Genomic DNA, 18,772 nt, shown 5'->3' with positions numbered 1-18,772 from the left:
GGGGTCTCCTTGAATCGAGCGCGGCCGGGGTGAGACACCCCGGCCGCACTCCAGTGCCTGGGCGTCAGCTGAGCTTGAGCTCCTGCAGCGGCTCGATAGCCGTGCCCTTGATCTGGTAGGCCCAGATGACGACCTTCGACGGGTCGACGTCACCCTTGGCATCGAACTTGATGTACTTCGACACGCCCTGCTTGTCGTACGCCTTCACGTACGCCAGGATGTCGGCCCGGCTCTTCTTGCCGTCCTTGAAGGCGTCCAGGTAGACCTTGGCGCCGTCGAAGCCCTCCGCACCGTAGGAGCCCGGCGCGATGCCGTACTCCTTCTGGTAGTCGGCGGAGAAGGTGCCGCCGGCCTTGTCAGCCGGGAGGCACGGGCAGGTGATGATCGCGCCCTCGGCACCGCCGGAGGCACCCGCCGGGAACGCCGGGTCGTAGAGACCGTCCGGGCCGACGAACTTGGCCTGGACACCGGCAGCGCGCATCTGCTTCACCAGCGGAGCGGCCTCACGGGTGTAGCCGCCGTAGAAGACGAAGTCCGCCTGCGCAGACTTGATCTTGGAGATGGTGGCGTCGAACTGCGCCTGCCGCTCCTGGATCTTGTCCTTGTTCACCACCAGCGGGCCGAGCTGCTTGCCCAGCTCCTCGGTGATGCCCGCGCCGTACGCGCTGGCGTCATCGACGAGGAAGACCTTCTGCGCGCTCTGCGTCTTCAGGTAGCTCGCCACCGCACCGGCCTGCGTGCCGTCGTTGCCGACGACGCGGTAGAAGGACGTGTTGCCCTTCTGGGTCAGGTCCGTCCGGGTCGCCGACGGGCTGATCATCGCCAGGCCCGCGGCCTGGTAGATCGGCATCGTGGCGTCCGACTCACCGGAGAAGTGACCACCGATGACACCGAGGAACGAGTTGTCCCCAGCGATCTGGTTCGCGAACGGGGTCGCCACCGCGGGGTCACCCTGGGTGTCGAACTCCTGCATGGTGACCTTGCAGTTCGGGTTCGCCTCGTTGAACTGCTTCACGGCGAGCTTCGCGCCGTTCAGCGACGGGATCACCAGACCCGCGTTGTCACCCGTGAACGCGCCGAAGATCGCGATCTTGCCACCGCAGTCACCGGACGCGGTCCCATCATCGCCTCCACCGGAATCCTGGCAACCAGCCGCGACCACTAGGGTCGCGGCGAGCGCAACGGTACCCAGCGCCCGTACATAGCTTCGCCTCACGGCTTCCTGACCTCCTCCAGATGCGGACGCGGCTGACCCGAAACGACGGCGACAGCAGCAGGCCCGCAATTCCACCCACCCCGCAGGGACTTCCCCTGCGTTACGGCTCGTGATGGCGGAGCGTACCGACACGGCACACCGTCCCGGAAGGCCTGAACGGGGGGTCTGCGAAACCGTTACGAAGACGAGCGCAATCTTGTCGATGTCCGTAACAGGTGAATCCGCCGGTCGGTCCTTAAGCCGGCGTCCGGTCGGAGCTCACCCGCACCCGCCCGGACCGGGATCCCCTGGCGAAAGGCCACCTGACCTGCGGAAACGGCTCGGCACATCCCACCCGGGGCAGAGCGCCGCGCGACCACCGGTGCTCAGGCGCCCACGCCAGCCGCCGACCACAACCCCGCCCGCGTGCCGTCGTCCGCCGCCAACCACCACCGGTCGCCCACCGCCACCAGCGCCACGTCCCGATCGACCCCCGCCGACACATCAAGCGGCATCGCGGCCTCCCGCCACGACCCGCCGCGATCGGCCGAGACCCACACCGAGTGCCGCGCACCGTCGGTCACGGCGGCGACCAGCCGATCCCCGGCGGCGACCAGCGAGGCCACCCCGGGCACCCCGGCCCCGGCCCGCCGGCCGAACGTCCCGGCGGCCACCCAGCCCGACGCCTCCTGCCGCCACGTGCCGAACGTCGCCCCGCGCAGCCCGACCGCCACCGGCACCCCGCCGACGAGCGTCACCCGCTGCATCTCCTCGTACTCCGGGCCGCCCGGCAGCACCGTGCGCCGCCACGACCGCCCGTCCGGCGATGACCAGACCGCCGGATCCCGGTCGATCCGGCCGGCCGGCAGCAGGCCACCCACCGCCAGCCAGCCCGGCGGCGCCGCCACGGCGTCGAACGCCCAGGTCACCCCGACCGGGTCGCTGGCCAGCTCCGGTGCACCCTCCACCAGTGCGAACTCCGCCGCGTCCGGCGAAGACACCCAGGAGGCCGCGCCCGCCGAGCGATTGCCGACGATCAGCCAGCCCGGGGCGCCAGCCGCCAACCGGGACACGTTGACCGCCGTCGGCCCGCCGAACGTCTCGAACGACGCCTGCACCTCGACCAGCGTGCCGTCGGGCAACTGCCGCCAGGTGCTGATCCGCGGATAGCCGTGCGCCCCACCGGTCTTGGCGCCGATCACCGCCGCCCTCCCGTCGCGGCAGGCCACCGACGAGAGCACGTTCTGCCGGCCGTAGAAGGAATCAGCGCGCACCGGCACGACCGTCCAGGTCGTACCGTCCACGCTGGTCCAGGCCGCCGGGCGGGTGCCGCCAGCGGCGTCGACGACACCACCGACCAGGAACCAACGGCCCGCGCAGGCCGCCGCGTCGCGGAGCAGCAGGCGGCCCTCGCCACCCGGCGGCGCCGGCACCGTCAGAGGCTGCCACCCCGGCCGGAGCACCGGCGCGGCGGCGGTCGGCCCCACGCTGGTCGACGTCTCGGCGGCCGGATCGGCGGGCCCGTCGCAGCCGGAGAGCAGCAGCACGAAGAGACCGAACACCGCGATGACCCGTCGGACGGACACGCCTCGATGTTATGCCCCGCAGCCGCCGCGCGGTGGCCCCCGACCTGCCGCACGACCGGAACCGATCCGACGGGGCAGTCGGGAAGCGGACGCCGATCAGACGGTCGGCTGCGCCACCTCGCCGCCGGCGGTCTCGGCGAGGATCCGCTCGGCGACCTCCTTCATGGTCATCCGGTGGTCCATCGCCGTGCGCTGGATCCACTTGAACGCCTGCGGTTCGGTCATCCCGTACGTGGTCATCAGCGCACCCTTGGCGCGCTCCACCGTCTTGCGGATCTCCAGGCGGTCGGTCAGGCCGGCGACCTCCGCCTCCAGCGCGGCGACCTCCGAGTAGCGCGACAGCGCGATCTCCACCGCCGGGACCAGGTCGCTCTTCTGGAAGGGCTTCACCAGGTACGCCATCGCGCCCGCCGCCCGCGCGCGCTCGACCAGGTCACGCTGGCTAAACGCGGTCAGGATGATCACCGGGGCGATGCGGGCGCCGGCGATCCGCTCGGCGGCGGCCAGCCCATCCATGATCGGCATCTTGATGTCGAGGATGACCAGGTCGGGCTTCAACTCCTCGGCGAGGCGGACGGCGGTCTCGCCGTCGCCGGCCTCGCCCACCACCTCGTAGCCCTCCTCGACCAGCATCTCGGCGAGGTCCAGCCGGATCAGCGCCTCGTCCTCGGCGATCAGCACCCGCCTGCGCTCGGCATCCGTCGGCGTCTCGGCCACCAGCCCTACCCCCACCATCGTTCCTGCACGGCTACCACCCATGCTCCCGCAGAAGCGTAGTCGGGTACAGTAAGCGGCACTCGCCGGGATGGTGGAACGGCATACACGGAAGTCTCAAACACTTCTGCCCGAAAGGGCTTGCGGGTTCGAATCCCGCTCCCGGCACCCACCTCAGACGCGGGCTCGAGCCCGCGTCCACCGCGCTCGCCGCCACCGCATCCGGTCGGCAGCACGCGTACTCTCATCCGTTGCTTCCGCCGATCGCACGGTGTCGACAATCCGACGGACCCCGCCGCCTACGGCTGGCCCGACCGGACCGGCCGGGCGACGAGATCGACGACAGGGGTGCGAACTGATGCGGGTGGTCATCTTCGGCGCGACCGGCATGGTCGGTCAGGGCGTGCTGCGCGAGTGCCTGCTCGCCGAGGACGTGCGGGAGGTGCTGACCGTCGGCCGGAAGCCGACCGGGCAGCGGCATCCGAAGCTGCGCGAGCTCGTCGTCGCCGACGTCGGCGAGCTGGACGCGGTGCGCGCCGAACTGACCGGCGTCGACGCCTGCTTCTACTGCCTCGGCGTCTCCTCGTTGGGCCTCGACGAGGCCGCGTACACCAAGATCAGCTATGACTATCCGCTCGCGGCGGCGCGGCTGCTGGCGGAGGTGAGCCCGAGCGTCACCTTCGTCTACGTCTCCGGCGTCGGCACCGACTCCACCGGGCGGGGCCGGGTGATGTGGGCGCGGGTCAAGGGCCGCACCGAGAACGCGGTCCGCGATCTCCTGCCCAACGGCTACGCGGCCCGGCCGGGCTTCATCCAGCCGACGCACGGCGCCGTGTCACGGACGCGCTGGTACCGGGTGCTCTACGCGGTGACCAGCCCGCTGTTCCCGGTGGTGAGCCGGCTCTTCCCGAACCAGGTGACCAGCACCGACCGACTCGGCCAGGCAATGCTGCGGGTGGCCCGGGAGGGCTCGCCCCGGCGGGTGCTGGCCGGCAAGGACCTGGCCTGAGCCGACCGGCCCGGCCGGTCAGCCGAGGATGTCGAGCGCCTGGGCGAGGTCAGCGCGCAGGTCCTCGGTGTCCTCCAGCCCGACCGAGAGGCGCAGCAGACCGCCGACGGGCTTCGCGTCGCCCTCGACCGGCCGGTGGGTGAGCGAGGCGGGGTGCTGGATCAGGGTGTCCACGCCGCCGAGGGACACCGCGTGGGTGATCAGCCGGCAGGCGCCGGCGACGGCGGCCGCGGCGGGTGCGCCGCCGCGTACCTCGAAGGCGAGCAGGCTGCCGGGGCCGGCCATCTGCCGGCCGACCAACGCCGCTGGGTCGTGCACCGACGGGTGGTACACGCGATGTACGGCCGGGTGGTCGGTGAGCCAGCCGGCGAGCTTCTCGGCGTTGGCCTGCTGGGCGCGGACGCGCAGCGGCAGGGTCTGCAGCCCGCGGTGCAACAGGTAGCCACCGAGCGGGTGCAGGATCGCGCCGGTGACCGCGCGGACCTGGCGCAGCCGGGCGCCCCACTCCGCGTCGCAGGCGACGACGCCGGCGAGCACGTCGCCGTGCCCGCCGATGCTCTTGGTGGCGCTGTGCAGCACGAGGGCGGCACCGTGCCGGGCCGGCTGTTGCAGCACGGGGGTGGCGACCGTGTTGTCGACCAGCAGCGGGACGTCCCCGGCGGCGGTGGCGACGGCGGCGATGTCCACCAGGTCGAGGGTGGGGTTGGCGGGCGTCTCGACGATGACCAGCGCGGTGTCCGGACGGACGGCGGCGGCGACCTCGTCGGGGCGGGCCCAACTGACGGTGGTGCCGAGCAGCCCGGTGGCCAGCACGTGGTCGGTGCCGCCGTACAGCGGTCGGACGGCGACGACGTGCCGACGGCCGTCCCGGCCGGCGGCGAGCAGGGCGGCGGTGAGGGCGGCCATGCCGCTGGCGAAGGCGACGGCCTGCGCGGTGCCCTCCAGCTCGGCGAGGGCGGTCTCGAAGCGGGCCACCGTGGGGTTCCACAGCCGCTGGTAGACGGAGCCGCCCTCGGCTGGGCGAAGGCCGCCGGTGGCGAGCTGCTCGTAGGCGTTCCCGCCGTCCTCGACCGAGGGCAGCGGGTTGGTGGTGGACAGGTCGATCGGCGGTACGTGCACGCCGAGCGTCCGTAGGTCGTCGCGGCCGGCGTGCACGGCCCGGGTGTCCACCGTCGTCATGGCGGTAGCGTCGAACATCCGCCAACTAATGAGCAATAGCCTGGAACATAATTCTGTCCGGTGGGCTGGTTTTGTTGACAGATTCGGGCGAGGATGGCGGGATGCCCCCTGAGCCGAACGATGTGCGGTCCCACCCAAGCCTGGACGAGGTGGACCGCGCGATCCTCACCGAGTTGGCCGCGGATGGCCGGCTACCGAACAACGCCCTCGCCGAGCGGGTGGGGGTGGCGCCGTCGACCTGCCTGACCCGCACCCGGGCACTGCGCGACCGCGGCGCGATCCGCGGCTTCCACGCCGAGGTGGATCCGGCCGCGCTCGGTCTGCCGTTGCAGGCGCTGGTGTCGGTACGGCTGACCGCGCACGAGCGGGCGGCGGTCGACGCGTTCCGGGCCCGGTCGGTGCGGCTGCCCGGGGTGGTGTCGGTGTTCCACGTCGCCGGCGCGGAGGACTACGTGCTACATGTGCGGGCCGCGTCCGGGGACGCGCTGCGCGACTTCGTGCTGGACCACCTCGCCGTCGATCCGGTGGTGCAGCACACCCAGACCAGCCTGATCTTCGAGCAGGCCCGCGGGATGGGCTGAGCAGCGGCAGGGGCGGTGAATAACCCGACGGATGCCGGCCAAGCGGAACAAAATCGGTCGCCGACGGGTTGGTTGACCCTGTGATCACCGTACCGTTGTCTGTTCTTGATCTTGCCCCGGTCGCCAAGGGCACCACCGCTGGCGCGGCACTGCGGGCCACCACCGAGCTGGCCCGCCGCACCGAGGAGCTGGGCTACCACCGGTTCTGGGTGGCCGAGCACCACAACATGCCGGCGATCGCCAGCTCCGCCCCCGCGGTGCTGCTCGCCCACCTGGCCGCGAACACCTCCACGATCCGGCTCGGGTCGGGCGGGGTGATGCTGCCCAACCACGCGCCGCTGGTGGTGGCCGAGCAGTTCGGCACCCTGGAGGCGCTGCACCCTGGCCGGATCGACCTCGGGATCGGCCGGGCGCCGGGCACCGACCAGGTGACCGCGCTGGCCCTGCGCCGCACCATGGAAGGGCTCTCGGCCGAGGGCTTCCCGCGCGAGCTGAACGACCTGATGAACTACTTCAGCGGAGAGCGGCCCGGGCAGATCATCGCCACCCCCGGGCACGGTGAGCAACCGGCGGTCTGGCTGCTCGGCTCCAGCGGCTTCAGCGCCCAACTGGCCGGCCTGCTCGGCCTGCCGTTCTCCTTCGCGCACCACTTCAGCTCGGCGAACACGCTGCCGGCGCTCGCGCTCTATCGGCAGAACTTCCGGCCCTCCCAGTGGCTGGACAAGCCATACGCGATGGTGGCGGTCAACGCCGTCTGCGCGGAGACCGACGAGCGGGCCGAGTGGCTGGCCGGGCCGAGCGCCCTGTCGTTCCTGAAGCTGCGCTCCGGCCGGCCGGAACCCCTCTCCACGCCCGAGGAGGCGGCGGCCTACCCGTACACCGAGATCGAGCGGGAGTTCGTGCTGCAGCGCCGCGATGGTCAGGCGATGGGCTCGCCGGAGACCGTCCGGCGACAGCTGACCGAGTTGCAGGAACGCACCGGTGCGGACGAGCTGATGCTGACCACGCTCGTCTACGACGTGCAGGACCGGGTGCGCTCGTACGAGCTGATCGCCGAGCAGGTAGCGGGCGGTCTACGCCGGGAGGCGTGAAACACGATCTTCATGTCAGCGTCACCGCCGCGACCCGGACGGTGCCTAACGTTGGTGCCGGTGGTGGTACGGCATTTCCGGTCGGGACGGGTCGGGAATGCCGCGGTGTGGCGCACCGGGCCGGAGCTGAGCGGATTCCGCGGCTGCGGCCCGGTGCCTGCCACCCTAGGCGACCCCGCTCGGGGCCGCCAGGATCAGATCAGCGTAGGTAGATGTTCGGGGTGGGCGGGTTGGCCATTCCGTCGCCGATGAAGAACCCCGGGTGCGGCGGCTGGTTGTAGGCGGTGTTCTGCCAGGCGATCGCCACCCGATACTGCGGGTCGTGCATCAGGGTGTGGATCCGGGTGCTGGTCGGGGTGGGCGTGCTGTAGATACGCAACGCCCGGCTGTCGGTGGTCCGCCAGAGCACCTCCTCGCGCCAGTCGCCCAGGATGTCTCCGGAGAGCGCCGGCGTGGACTTGGTGCCGTTGTTGGACGCCACGTCGCTGCCGGTGAGCAGCCGGGTCTCACCGCCGGTGCCGTACTTGTCGATCTTCGTGCCGTCGAGCAGCTCACGCACCGGGTCACCATCCCACCAGGCGAGGAAGTTGGCCGACGACGGCTTACGGCCGACGTTCTGCCCCCTGGTGTTGGCCAGCCCGGTGACGGCGGACGACCACGACTCCGCGCCGGGGCTGCCCGCCCAGATGTCCGCCGAGACTCCCCGGCCGTTGTCGCCCGAGGCCGGCGTGGACCAGAGGATCTGACCGGTACGCGCGTCGGCGAACCAGGAACTGGGCTTGCTGGCATCCTCGTCGACCTTGAACACCTCTAGGCCGGAGCGGCTCGGGTCGAGGTCGCCGACGTGCAGCGCGTCGCCGTGCCCGTTGCCGGTCGAGTAGAGCAGCCGACCGTTGTCGTCGATGGTGGCGGCGCCGTAGACGATCTCCTGGCGACCGTCGCCGTCGACGTCGGCGACGGAGAGTTGATGGTTGCCCTGACCGGCCGCGGCGCCGTTGCCGGAGGCGTTCGAGTCGAACGTCCAGCGCTTGCGCAGCGTGCCGTCGCGGAAGTCCCATGCCGCGACGACCGCCCGGGTGTAGTAGCCCCGGGCCATGATCAGGGAGGGGCGCTGCCCGTCCAGGTACGCGGTGCCGGCCAGGAACCGGTCCACCCGGTTGCCGTACGAGTCACCCCAGGACGACACGGTGCCGCGCGGCGGGTCGTAGGTGACGGTGGACAGCACGGCCCCGGTCTGCCCGTCGAATATGGTCAGGTACTCCGGGCCGGCCAGCACGTAGCCGCTGGAGTTGCGGTGGTCCGCCGAGGCGGACCCGATCACTTGGCCGGTGCCGGAGCGGGTGCCGTCGGCGGTCTTCATGGCCACCTCGGCGCGCCCGTCGCCGTCGTAGTCGTACACCTGGAACTGGGTGTAGTGGGCGCCGGCGCGGATGTTGCGGCCCAGGTCGACGCGCCACAACCGAGCCCCGGCAAGGGTGTACGCGTCCACGTAGACGACGCCCGTGTAGCCGGACTGGGAGTTGTCCTTGGCGTTCGACGGCTCCCACTTGAGCACGATCTCGTAGCTGCCGTCGCCGTCGAGGTCGCCGACGGAGGCGTCGCTGGCGCTGTAGGTGTAGCTCTCCCCGCTGGGGGTGCTGCCGCCCGGCGGAACCTGCAACGGCACGTCCAGGTAGCCGGCGCCGAACTGGAGGGCGGGTGCCGACGCGGCCTGCTCGGCGCCGCCCACCACGGCGCAGACGGTGTACGCCGAGCCGACCGCCGCACCGCTGTCGAGGTACGTGGTGGCGCCGGTGATCGGGCTGGCGTTGACCCTGGTGGAGCCCCGGTAGAGGTTGAACGCGACGCCGGAGGTCTCGGTGCCGAGCAGCCGCCAGGAGACCAGGTTGCCGCTGCCGGAACGGACGCTGATCAGCCCTCGGTCCAGGTCCTCCATCTGCAGCCCGCCCCCGGTGGGCGGCGGCGTGGTCGGGGGCGGCGTGGTCGGCGGCGGGGTGGTGGGCGGCGGGGTGGTCGGACCGTCGGTGGGCGGCGCGCCGGTGCAGGTGACGCCGTTGAGCGCGAAGCTGGCCGGGCCGGGGTTGCCGCTGGTCCACGAGCCGTTGAAACCGAACGCGACGGTGCCGTTGGTGCCGATGGTGGCGTTGTAGTCGACGTTGCGCGCGGTGACCTGGGCGCCGGACTGGGTGACGGCGGCGTTCCACGCCTGGGTGACCTGCTGGCCGGCGGTGTACGACCAGGTGAGGGCCCAGCCGGTGACCGGGTCGCCGAGGTTGGTGACGGTGACGTTGGCGCCGAAGCCGCCCTGCCACTGGTTGGTGACCTGGTAGTCGACCCGGCAGCCGACGGCGGCGGCCGAGGCGACGACCGTACCGAGGGTGCCGGCCACGACGACTGTCACCGTCGTGCCGGCGAGCAGGATCAGACGATGTCTGGACGGGTGCATGAACTGCCTCCGGGGATCCGGTGGGGTGACCGCTGTGGGTCCACCTGCCCTGCCCGGGAAAGCGCGGTGAACTGGTCCGCCGCGACGGCGGCGGGCGGCGACCTGATCGGGGATGAACGCCCTGGAACTCACGGATCCGACTCACCGCGCATCGTAAGGCAAGCGCTTTCCACGGCGCAATATCGATGCCCGTTGCTGTATTGATGGCCCGGTGACGTCTTGCCCCGGCGGACGATGCCTGATCAACTCGTCCGGGTGAGCGCCCCACATATGGATCCCGACGAGTTCCGCCGCGCCGGCCACGCCGTGGTCGACTGGATCGCCGACTACTGGGCCACGCTGGAGCAGCGCCCGATCACCCCGGCCGACCCGCCGGGCACCGTGGCGGCCGCCCTGCCGGTCGCGCCGCCCACCGCCGGCGAGCCGGTCGAGGCGGTCCTCGCCGACCTGGACGCGATCGTCGTACCGGGGCTGACCCACTGGCAGCACCCGGGCTTCTTCGGCTACTTCCCGGCCAACACCTCCGGCCCGAGCGTGCTCGGCGACCTGGTCAGCTCCGGGCTCGGTGTGCAGGGCATGCTCTGGGCCGCCAGCCCGGCCTGCACCGAGCTGGAGACCGTGATGATGGACTGGCTGGCCCAACTGCTGGACCTGCCGCCACGGTTCCGCTCGACCGGTACCGGTGGCGGGGTGATCCAGGACTCGGCCTCCTCGGCGACCCTGGTGGCCACGCTGGCCGCACTGCACCGGGCCAGCGGGGGCCGCTGGCGCGACACCGGCATCGACCGGCGCTACCGCGCGTACACCTCCACCCACGGGCACTCCTCCATCGAGAAGGCCGTACGGATCGCCGGGCTGGGCGCCGACGGGGTCCGCACGATCGAGGTGGACCCGGACACCCAGGCGCTCCGGCCGGCCGCACTGCGCGCCGCGATCGAGGCCGACCTGGCCACCGGGGACGTGCCCGCCATCGTGGTGGCCACCATCGGCACCACCTCCACCACCGCCGTCGACCCGCTGCCCGAGATCGGCGCGATCTGCGCCGAGTACGGGATCTGGCTGCACGTGGATGCCGCGTACGCGGGCGCCGCCGCCGTCTGCCCCGAGCTGCGCTGGTCGCACGCCGGTCTGGAGTACGCCGACTCGTACTGCTTCGACCCGCACAAGTGGCTGCTCACCGGCTTCGACTGCGACGCGTTCTGGGTGGCCGACCGCGCTGAGCTGGTCGAGGCGCTGACCGTGCTGCCGGAGTTCCTGCGCAACGCGGCCAGCGAGTCCGGCGCGGTGATCGACTACCGGGACTGGCAGGTCCCGCTGGGCCGCCGGTTCCGATCCCTGAAGCTGTGGTTCGTGCTGCGCTGGTACGGCGCCGAGGGACTGCGGGCACACATCCGCTCCGGAGTGGCGCTGGCCGCCCGGTTCGCCGACCGGCTCCGGGCCGACGACCGGTTCGAGCTGGCGGCGGCGCACCCGTTCTCGCTGGTCTGCTTCCGGTTGCGCGCCGACGACGACGTCAACGCCGAACTGCTGGCCCGGATGAACCGCACCGGGCGGGTGCACCTGACGCACACCCGGGTGGCCGGCCGGTACACGCTGCGGCTGGCGGTCGGCTCGCCACAGACCACCGAGCGGCACATCGACGAGGCCTGGACGCTGCTGACCTCCACCACCAACGACCTACTCCCCCACTGACCGCCCTCCCCCGCCCCCCCGCGCCCGCCTCCCGCCTCCCGCGCGTCGATCATGGGGTTGTGGTGCCTCGCAAAGCGGGCAAGTGACGACATTCTGGCCACCACGACTCCATGATCGACGCGACCACACCCGCCCTCGCCGTGGAGCGCCTGGGCGATGTTGTCGCGAGGTTCAGCGCGTGGTGGGCGTACCCGTTGTGGCCAGGTCAGCCGGGACTGCGCTGGCGGGTGCTGGGGTGGGAGCGACGTCGGTGGCGGTGACGTGGGCGCGGCGGGTTCGGCGCAGGGCGCGCACGGCGAACACCAGCGCGGCCAGCCAACCGGCGGTGAGCAGGGCGTAGACCAGGGGCGGCACGGCGCCGCCCAGGTCGCCCGCGCGGATCAGGGTACGGGCGTTGGTCAGCACAATCACGCCACCGACCGCCGCGCCGAGCAGTTGGGCCGGCACGATGCGCACCAGCCAGGCGGCCAGCGGGGCGGCGATGAGCCCGCCGATCAGCAGCGCGGCCACGGTGGGCAGCAGGAATCCCTCGGTGCCCAGCCCGATCAGGAAGCCGATGCTGGCCGCGCCGGCCACCACGAACTCGGCGGTGTCCACCGAGCCGATCACCTTGCGCGGCTCCAGGCGGCCGGAGACCAGCAGCGCCGGGGTGGCCACCGGGCCCCAGCCCCCACCGCCGGTGGCGTCGACGAACCCGGCGACCAGGCCGAGGGGGCCGAGGAAGCGCCCGCGCAGCCGCCCGCCGACCCGGTCGGTACGCAGCGGTCGGGCGAAGCGGACCAGCAGGTACGCGCCGAGCGTGAAGAGGATGCCGGCCATCCACGGCGCGGCCGACTCGGTGGAGATCGAGCTGAGCAGGGTGGCGCCGGCGAACGCGCCGATCGCGCCGGGCAGCGCGATGCGGGTCACCACCCGCCAGTCGACGTTGCCGAACCGCCAGTGCGCCACCCCGGCGGCGAGCGTGGTGCCGATCTCGGCCAGGTGCACCGACGCGGAGGCGGCGGCCGGGGCGACCCCGACGACCAGCAGCAGGGTGGACGACGTCAGCCCGTACGCCATGCCGAGCGAGCCGTCGACCAGCTGCGCGGCAAGCCCGACCAGAGCGAGGACCAGCAGCTTACGCACGAGCGCCCCCTGTCTTTTCGACATCTCCTATCGACTTGGTCGACAATGCGGCACGGGGTGGCCGGGGTCAAGACCCTGATCGGTGGATGGGATGCCGGCGGTCAGCGTCGGAGCACGGAGGACCGGCCAGGACGGACGGGGTGGGTGGGTGACACGGCCGGACGGCGGGCCGGCGGTCAGATCCAGGCGCGCGGGTCGGCGACCAGCTCGGTGACCCGTTCGGGCAGCGTGCCCGCGGCCACGTCGGCGACGCTGACCAACTCCAGGATCTCCCGCTCGCTGGCCCGCAACGCGATCCAGACCTCCTGAAGCGCGCGGGCCGGGCCGTGGTAGCCGAGCTGCTCCGGGCGCTGCCCGCGGACGTGCGCGAGCGGCCCGTCGATCACCCGGATCACGTCGGCCAGCGAGATCTCCTCAGCCGGGCGGGCCAGCCAGTAGCCGCCCTCCGGGCCGCGCTGAGCGTGCACGATGCCGCCCCGGCGAAGCTGGAGCAGGATGCTTTCCAGGAACTTCGGCGGGATCTCCTGGGCCCGGGCAAGCTGGTCAGCCGTGACCGGCCGGCCCCGCCCGGGGCCACTGGCCGTCGCGGCGAGCTCGGCGGCCGCGCGGAGGGCGTAGTCAACCCGGGCGGAGAGGCGCATGCCGGCAAGGTTAGCCCGCTGCTCCGCCAACCGGGTGGGCGACCCTGGGCCGATCGGCCACGCATCGACGAAAACCCGGTCTGCTCGGACCCGTCGCCGGAGGCCTTCGAGAAATGGTGAAGTGCGTCATGAACCACCGTTAGGTGGGGCCCCGACAGCTGCTCCGGAGCGTCCTTATGCTGGGCGTGAAGTACGACTGTCTGACCGTTTGCGCGGGCCCCGGCAGCATATTGATAAACACCCGGGTACAGCTCGGGGGGGAAGGCAACACGATGACCGATATCGCGACACGCACCTGGGACGGCATGACCATCCCGGTGGCCGGCACCTATCAGCTCGATCAGGCGCACAAGCGGATCGGTTTCCTGTCCCGGCACATGATGGTGAGCCCGGTGCGCGGCGAGTTCGCCAAGGCGACGGCGCAGATCTACGTAGCGGAGGATCCCCTGCTCTCCTCGGTGACCGCAACCATCGAGACGGCGAGCATCACCACCGGGAGCACTGACCGGGACACGCACCTGATGAGTGCCGATTTCCTTGACGTGGAACGCTTTCCCACCCTCGAATATCGAAGCACGGGCATCAACTGGAAGGGCAACGAAGACCCGATCTTCCAGTGGGCCCGGCTGCGAAACCACCGACTCGGCGGAAGAGGCAGAAGTCACAATGTCCCGCCACAGTCCGAACCCGCTCCGGACCGATTCGTCCTCACCGGTGAGTTGACGGTGAAGGGGATCACCCGCGCGGTCGACCTTCAGGTGAATTTCGGTGGCGCCCGTCGCGATCCGTACGGACAGAACATTTTCGGATTCAGCGCGACAGCGGAAATCAACCGCGAGGACTACGGTCTGCTCTGGAACGTCCTGCTCGAAAGTGGCGGAGTTCTGGTGGGGAAGACCGTGCAGATCGAGATCGCCGGCGAGGCCATCCATCAGCCGTGACGGCTCGCCCAGACAGTCGTCCCCGCCAAGACGCACCCAGGTGCAGGTGCATGCCTGGCGGGGATGACCGACAGCCTCACGCGCCGACGCGGCGCAGCAGACCCTCCTGGACGGCGCTGGCGATCTGCGCGCCGTCGGTGGTGAACATCCGGCCGGTGGCCAGCCCGCGCGCTCCGGACGCCGACGGGCTCCAGCAGTCGTAGAGGAACCACTCGTCGGCGCGGAACGGCCGGTGGAACCAGAGCGCGTGGTCGAGGCTCGCGCCGACGACACCGCCCGGCCCCCACACCTCGCCGTGCATGGAGAGCACCGAGTCCAGCAGGGTGAGGTCGGAGGCGTAGGTGAGCGCGCAGGCGTGCAGCAGCGGGTCGTCCGGCAGCTTGCCGTCGATGCGCATCCACACCCTCTGGTGCGGGTCGGCGGGCCGGTCGCCCGGGCGGACCCAGCCGGGCTCACCGACGTAGCGCACGTCGATCGGACGCGGGATCTGACCCCAGATGCCCAGCCGCTCCGGGTAGCGGGCGAGCCGGTCGGACATCGTCGGCACGTCCTGCGGCGCGGGCACGTCCAGCGGAGACGTGGCCTGGTGGTCCAGACCCTCCTCGGCCCGCTGGAAGGACGCCGACATGAAGAAGATCGGCTTGTCGTGCTGGAGCGCGACCGCGCGGCGGACCGAGAACGACCGACCGTCGCGGATGTTCTCCACCTGGTACTCGATCGGCTCGACCGGGTCGCCGGGGCGGACGAAGTAGCCGTGCAACGAGTGCACGAACCGCTCCGGGTCGACCGTACGGCCGGCGGCGACCAGGGCCTGGCCCGCGACCTGGCCGCCGTACACCCGCTGCGGGCCGACCGGGGGGCTCATCCCCCGGAAGGTCATCTCCCCGATCGGGTCGAGGTCCAGCACTTCCAGCAGCTGGTCCACCGCCGCCTGGCCGACCGCGACCGGGTTGTCGCTCACTGCAGCGCCCGCGCCGACGCCGCGTCGACCAGTGAGCCGAGCTGGTGTACGCGCAGCGTGTTGGTCGAGCCGGGAGTGCCGGGCGGGCTGCCCGCCACGATCACCACGTAGTCACCCGGGTTGGCCCGGTTGAGACCGAGCAGCGCCTGGTCGACCTGACGGAACATGTCATCAGTGTGCTGCACGAACGGCATCAGGAAGGTCTCCACGCCCCAGGTCAGGGCGAGCTGGTCGCGCACCTCGGGGACCGGGGTGAAGGCCAGCAGCGGCAGGTCGCAGTGCAGCCGGGACAGCCGCCGGACGGTGTCACCGGTCTGCGAGAAGGCGACCAGTGCCTTGGCGTTGATGGCCCGGGCGATCGACGAGGCGGCCACGGTGAGCGCGCCACCGTGGGTACGCGGGTCGTGCTGCAACCGGGGCACCCCGATCGAGCCGGACTCGGTGGTCATCACGATCTTGGCCATCGTGCTGACGGTCAGCACGGGGTACTTGCCCACGCTGGTCTCGCCGGAGAGCATCACCGCGTCCGCGCCGTCGAGCACCGCGTTGGCCACGTCGGAGGCCTCTGCCCGGGTGGGGCGGGAATTCTCGATCATGGAGTCGAGCATCTGGGTGGCCACGATGACCGGCTTGGCGTTCTCCCGGCAGAGCTGCACGGCCCGCTTCTGCACCAGCGGAACCTCGTCCAGCGGCATCTCGACACCGAGGTCACCGCGGGCGACCATGACGCCGTCGAAGGCGAGCACGATGGCCTCGAGGTGCTCCACCGCCTCCGGCTTCTCGACCTTGGCCAGCACCGGCCGGAACACGCCCTCCTCGGCCATGATGCCGTGCACGAGCTTGATGTCCTCGGCCGAGCGGACGAAGGAGAGGGCGACCAGGTCGACGCCGAGCCCCAGGGCGAAGCGCAGGTCCTCGGCGTCCTTCTCCGACATGGCGGGCACGCTGACCGCCACGTTGGGCAGCGAGACGCCCTTGTTGTTGGAGACCGGGCCACCCTCGGTGACCAGGCAGCGGATGTCGTTGCCGGTGACGTCGGTGACCTCGACGGCGACCCGGCCGTCGTCGATCAGCAGCCGGTCACCGGGCTTCACCTCCTGCGGTAGCTTGCTGTACGTGCAGGAGACCCGATCCTTGGTGCCGATGATCTCGTCGCCGGTGATCACGACCGAGTCGCCGGTGCGCCACTCGTGCGGGCCGTCGGCGAACCGGCCGAGCCGGATCTTGGGACCCTGAAGATCGGCGAGGACGGCCACCGGCTTACCGGCCGCCTCGGACGCCTCCCGGACCAGTCGGTAGACCGCCTCGTGGTCAGCGTGGCTGCCGTGGCTGAAGTTGAGCCTCGCCACGTTCATGCCGGCCTCGACGAGGCCCCGGATGCGCTCCGGGGACGAGGTGGCGGGACCAAGAGTGCAGACGATCTTCGCGCGGCGTGTCACGCCCATCAGGTTAGTCTCTCCTTCAGGTCGGACCCGGGGCCGACCCCTTGCAGGCAGCGGAACGTGTGTCCAACAACGCGCGGTGCGCGTCGGGCCGGCGGGCAGAACCGCACCGGGAACGTTGTGGCGACGGGCATCGGCGACCGCGCGCCGGGAATCGTACGCCTCCGCTGGCACACACCCTCGGGGTGCTCCCGCCGGCGGCTCACCCGGAGTGCACCGCGGGCGGCAGGGTGGGCACCGCGGTGAGCAGGTCACGCGGGTCGTAGCGCCGCTTGGCCCGGCGCAGTCGCGTCCAGTTCGCGCCGTAGGCCAGCCGGACCCGGTCGGTCTCCTCCGGGGCGAGCAGGTTCGGGTAGCCCCCGGGCAGGGCGTGCGGGGCGAGGGCCGCCGAGGTGCGCTCGGCCCAGTCCCGGTGCGGCCCGGCCGCCCCGCCCGGCGGCCACACCGCGATGATCTCGGTCAGCAGGTGATCGGCGCGCAGGCCGAACGCCGTGTCGGCGAGCCGGACCCGGCTGGCCGCGCCGTGGAAGTGGTGCAGGGCCACCGCGGAGAAGGGCGAGCTGACCTTCCGGGCGGCGTCGACCAGCGCGTCCACGGCACCGTCGGCGAGCGTGGGCAGCCAGCGGGTCCGCAGCAGGTAGTGGTTGCCGTCGACCATCCCGCCGTCGAACATCCGCAGCGCGTCCGCGTACGGCAGTGGGCCGACCTGGTCGAGCAGTGGGACGCCCAGCGCCCGCAACCGGTCCACCCAGGGCCGCCCGAGGTCCAGGTCCGGGCCGCTGTAGAACGGGCAGACGAAGATCACCGGCTCGCCGGCCGGGCCGGGCAGGAAGCCCGCCATCACGGTGAGCTCGTCCGGGGCCTCGGCGAGCAGCGCGGAGTACCCGCGCAGCACGGCCGGCGCCTCGGCCAGCGCGAACATGATCATGCCGGCGAGGACGGCGGGCAGCCGATGTGCCTGGTAGCGCAGCGCGGTGACCACGCCGAAGTTGCCGCCGCCGCCACGCAGCGCCCAGAACAGCTCGGCGTCGTGCCGGGGGTCGGCGGCGACCCGACGGCCGTCGGCGAGAACCACCTCCGCGCCGATCAGGTTGTCCAGGGCCAGGCCGAACCGGCCGCAGAGCGGGCCGTACCCGCCGGCCAGGGTGAGCCCGGCCATGCCCACGTCGCGAACCACTCCGGTGGGCACCACCAGGTCGTACGGGCGGGTGGCGGTCAGCAGGTCGGCGGCGGTGGCGCCGCCGGCCACGGTCACCGTGGCCGCGTCCGGGTCGACCTGGACCGCGCGCAAACCGGTCAGGTCGAGCACCAGCCCGCCGTCACGCAGCGCCCGACCGGCCCAGTCGTGCCCGCCGGAGCGGACCGACACCGGCAGGTGGCACCGGGCGGCGATGCCGACCGCACCGGCCACCTCCTCGGCGTCCAGGCACCGGGCGACCAGCGCGGGCGCGCGGTCCACGGCGGCGTTCCAGAGGCGGGTGGCGGCGGCGAATCCGGGATCTCCCGGCTCGTGGAGCCGGTCACCGAGCGGGGCGCGCAGCCGGGCGGTGGCCGAGGCGACATCGGGGTTGGCGACGGAGCTCATGGCGACTCCTCGACCGGGGCCGGCCGGTGGTGCCGGGTGCACCCCGACGGCGGTCCTCGGTGGGCGCGACCGTAGCACCAGCGGGCGGCCGACCACCGTCACCATCACGACAGCCGCCGATGGATCGACCGGTCAGCTCTGGGTCTTGACCAGCGGGAACTCCAACGAGCCGGCCGGGCAGAGAAAGGTCAGCACGTCGATGCGGTAGAGCCCGGCCTGCACCGCCGGGTCGGCCTCCAGCACGCTGCGGACGTCGTCGACACTGCCGGTGCGGGCCAGCCCGAAGCCGATCGGCGGCTCCGGGTTGCTGGTGGTCCCGTCGATCGAGCCGGCGACCAGGATGATCCCGCGTCGCTGCAACGCCTGCATGTGCTCGGCGTGCTCGGCCTGCAACCGCTGCACGGTCTCCGAGGGCAGGGCCCGTCCGGCCGCGCCGGGATAGAGCACGATGCACTCGTACGTGTCGAGCGCGAAGTCGACCTGCGGCACTCCCGCCATGGGTGCTCCCTCCGCCGTCGGGCCGGGAACGCACCGGCCCGGGCCGGCGTCGCCGGCACGCGCCCAGCGTCGCACGCCGGTGGCGG

16 protein-coding genes and 1 tRNA gene are annotated in these 18,772 nt (G+C 71.9%); 6 read left to right on the top strand and 11 right to left on the bottom strand.

The genetic code is table 11. The features are described 5' to 3' along the window. Window positions 1-64 precede the first annotated feature (64 nt). The 3 genes from OG990_RS02910 to OG990_RS02900 all read right to left on the bottom strand — a co-directional run bounded on the left by OG990_RS02910 (window position 65) and on the right by OG990_RS02900 (window position 3,498). Window positions 65-1,216 (bottom strand): branched-chain amino acid ABC transporter substrate-binding protein, encoded by a 1,152-nt coding sequence (locus OG990_RS02910; RefSeq protein WP_328418798.1) that lies wholly within the window; start codon window positions 1,214-1,216, stop codon window positions 65-67. 365 nt (window positions 1,217-1,581) lie between these two features. Next, a complete protein-coding gene (locus OG990_RS02905; protein ID WP_406078909.1) occupies window positions 1,582-2,781 on the bottom strand; it encodes a hypothetical protein in 1,200 nt (399 codons plus the stop codon). A 96-nt stretch (window positions 2,782-2,877) separates the two neighbouring features. After that, a complete protein-coding gene (locus tag OG990_RS02900; protein ID WP_089019813.1) occupies window positions 2,878-3,498 on the bottom strand; it encodes an ANTAR domain-containing response regulator in 621 nt (206 codons plus the stop codon). Between the two features lie 82 nt (window positions 3,499-3,580). Between OG990_RS02900 and OG990_RS02895 the strand changes: the two genes are divergently transcribed. After that, window positions 3,581-3,663 (top strand) — tRNA-Leu (locus OG990_RS02895). A gap of 190 nt (window positions 3,664-3,853) precedes the next feature. Beyond that, window positions 3,854-4,504, top strand: a complete 651-nt coding sequence (locus OG990_RS02890) for an NAD-dependent epimerase/dehydratase family protein (RefSeq protein ID WP_328418800.1) — start codon at window positions 3,854-3,856, stop codon at window positions 4,502-4,504. A gap of 18 nt (window positions 4,505-4,522) precedes the next feature. Here OG990_RS02890 and OG990_RS02885 read toward each other — a convergent pair whose 3' ends face one another. Continuing rightward, window positions 4,523-5,701: a trans-sulfuration enzyme family protein gene (locus tag OG990_RS02885; RefSeq protein ID WP_406078907.1), complete on the bottom strand. Its 1,179-nt coding sequence runs from the start codon at window positions 5,699-5,701 to the stop codon at window positions 4,523-4,525. Between the two features lie 83 nt (window positions 5,702-5,784). Between OG990_RS02885 and OG990_RS02880 the strand changes: the two genes are divergently transcribed. Both OG990_RS02880 and OG990_RS02875 read left to right on the top strand, forming a co-directional pair. Further along, complete coding sequence (locus OG990_RS02880) at window positions 5,785-6,264, top strand: Lrp/AsnC family transcriptional regulator (RefSeq protein WP_386983938.1); 480 nt, start codon at window positions 5,785-5,787, stop codon at window positions 6,262-6,264. Window positions 6,265-6,344: 80 nt separating this feature from the next. Continuing rightward, the gene (locus tag OG990_RS02875) at window positions 6,345-7,355 is read left to right on the top strand and encodes an LLM class flavin-dependent oxidoreductase (protein ID WP_328418803.1); all 1,011 of its coding nucleotides are present in this window, start codon (window positions 6,345-6,347) and stop codon (window positions 7,353-7,355) included. A 199-nt stretch (window positions 7,356-7,554) separates the two neighbouring features. On the opposite strand, the gene OG990_RS02870 is transcribed toward OG990_RS02875, so the two are convergent. Continuing rightward, on the bottom strand, window positions 7,555-9,801 hold the full coding sequence (locus tag OG990_RS02870; protein WP_406078906.1) for a cellulose binding domain-containing protein: 2,247 nt from the start codon (window positions 9,799-9,801) through the stop codon (window positions 7,555-7,557). 255 nt (window positions 9,802-10,056) lie between these two features. Here OG990_RS02870 and OG990_RS02865 point away from each other — a divergent pair, with 255 nt between their 5' ends. Further along, window positions 10,057-11,493, top strand: coding sequence for a pyridoxal-dependent decarboxylase (locus tag OG990_RS02865; protein WP_406078905.1), 1,437 nt, complete (start codon window positions 10,057-10,059; stop codon window positions 11,491-11,493). A gap of 171 nt (window positions 11,494-11,664) precedes the next feature. Here OG990_RS02865 and OG990_RS02860 read toward each other — a convergent pair whose 3' ends face one another. Then, window positions 11,665-12,618 carry a sulfite exporter TauE/SafE family protein gene (locus OG990_RS02860; protein WP_406078904.1) on the bottom strand — a complete coding sequence of 318 codons (954 nt, stop codon included), beginning with the start codon at window positions 12,616-12,618 and terminating at the stop codon, window positions 11,665-11,667. 176 nt (window positions 12,619-12,794) lie between these two features. Next, window positions 12,795-13,259 (bottom strand): RrF2 family transcriptional regulator, encoded by a 465-nt coding sequence (locus OG990_RS02855; RefSeq protein ID WP_386983947.1) that lies wholly within the window; start codon window positions 13,257-13,259, stop codon window positions 12,795-12,797. Between the two features lie 272 nt (window positions 13,260-13,531). Between OG990_RS02855 and OG990_RS02850 the strand changes: the two genes are divergently transcribed. Continuing rightward, window positions 13,532-14,200 (top strand): YceI family protein, encoded by a 669-nt coding sequence (locus OG990_RS02850; RefSeq protein WP_355609693.1) that lies wholly within the window; start codon window positions 13,532-13,534, stop codon window positions 14,198-14,200. Window positions 14,201-14,276: 76 nt separating this feature from the next. Here OG990_RS02850 and OG990_RS02845 read toward each other — a convergent pair whose 3' ends face one another. The 4 genes from OG990_RS02845 to OG990_RS02830 form a co-directional block, all read right to left on the bottom strand. Next, window positions 14,277-15,161 carry an acyl-CoA thioesterase II gene (locus tag OG990_RS02845; protein ID WP_328418808.1) on the bottom strand — a complete coding sequence of 295 codons (885 nt, stop codon included), beginning with the start codon at window positions 15,159-15,161 and terminating at the stop codon, window positions 14,277-14,279. Next, window positions 15,158-16,606, bottom strand: coding sequence for a pyruvate kinase (pyk, locus tag OG990_RS02840; RefSeq protein WP_328418809.1), 1,449 nt, complete (start codon window positions 16,604-16,606; stop codon window positions 15,158-15,160). The genes OG990_RS02845 and pyk overlap by 4 nt, the downstream gene beginning before the upstream one ends. Window positions 16,607-16,805: 199 nt before the next feature. Next, window positions 16,806-18,188: an FAD-binding oxidoreductase gene (locus OG990_RS02835; protein ID WP_406078903.1), complete on the bottom strand. Its 1,383-nt coding sequence runs from the start codon at window positions 18,186-18,188 to the stop codon at window positions 16,806-16,808. Between the two features lie 132 nt (window positions 18,189-18,320). Beyond that, the gene (locus OG990_RS02830; RefSeq protein WP_328418811.1) at window positions 18,321-18,686 is read right to left on the bottom strand and encodes a YciI family protein; all 366 of its coding nucleotides are present in this window, start codon (window positions 18,684-18,686) and stop codon (window positions 18,321-18,323) included. Window positions 18,687-18,772 lie beyond the last annotated feature (86 nt).

Source organism: Micromonospora sp. NBC_00858, from assembly GCF_045207365.1.
Classification (GTDB): Bacteria; Actinomycetota; Actinomycetes; order Mycobacteriales; family Micromonosporaceae; genus Micromonospora.
The sequence above is the reverse complement of the archived record's forward strand: the minus strand, read 5'-3'. Positions and strand labels throughout refer to the sequence as shown.

Excerpts from the sequence above, each read along its gene's own strand:
- OG990_RS02890 (WP_328418800.1), top strand. The coding sequence starts at position 3,854 with ATGCGGGTGGTCATCTTCGGCGCGACCGGCATGGTCGGTCAGGGCGTG.
- OG990_RS02885 (WP_406078907.1), bottom strand. The coding sequence starts at position 5,701 with ATGTTCGACGCTACCGCCATGACGACGGTGGACACCCGGGCCGTGCAC.
- OG990_RS02880 (WP_386983938.1), top strand. The coding sequence starts at position 5,785 with ATGCCCCCTGAGCCGAACGATGTGCGGTCCCACCCAAGCCTGGACGAG.
- OG990_RS02870 (WP_406078906.1), bottom strand. The coding sequence starts at position 9,801 with ATGCACCCGTCCAGACATCGTCTGATCCTGCTCGCCGGCACGACGGTG.
- OG990_RS02855 (WP_386983947.1), bottom strand. The coding sequence starts at position 13,259 with ATGCGCCTCTCCGCCCGGGTTGACTACGCCCTCCGCGCGGCCGCCGAG.
- OG990_RS02850 (WP_355609693.1), top strand. The coding sequence starts at position 13,532 with ATGACCGATATCGCGACACGCACCTGGGACGGCATGACCATCCCGGTG.
- pyk (WP_328418809.1), bottom strand. The coding sequence starts at position 16,606 with ATGGGCGTGACACGCCGCGCGAAGATCGTCTGCACTCTTGGTCCCGCC.
- OG990_RS02835 (WP_406078903.1), bottom strand. The coding sequence starts at position 18,188 with ATGAGCTCCGTCGCCAACCCCGATGTCGCCTCGGCCACCGCCCGGCTG.
- OG990_RS02830 (WP_328418811.1), bottom strand. The coding sequence starts at position 18,686 with ATGGCGGGAGTGCCGCAGGTCGACTTCGCGCTCGACACGTACGAGTGC.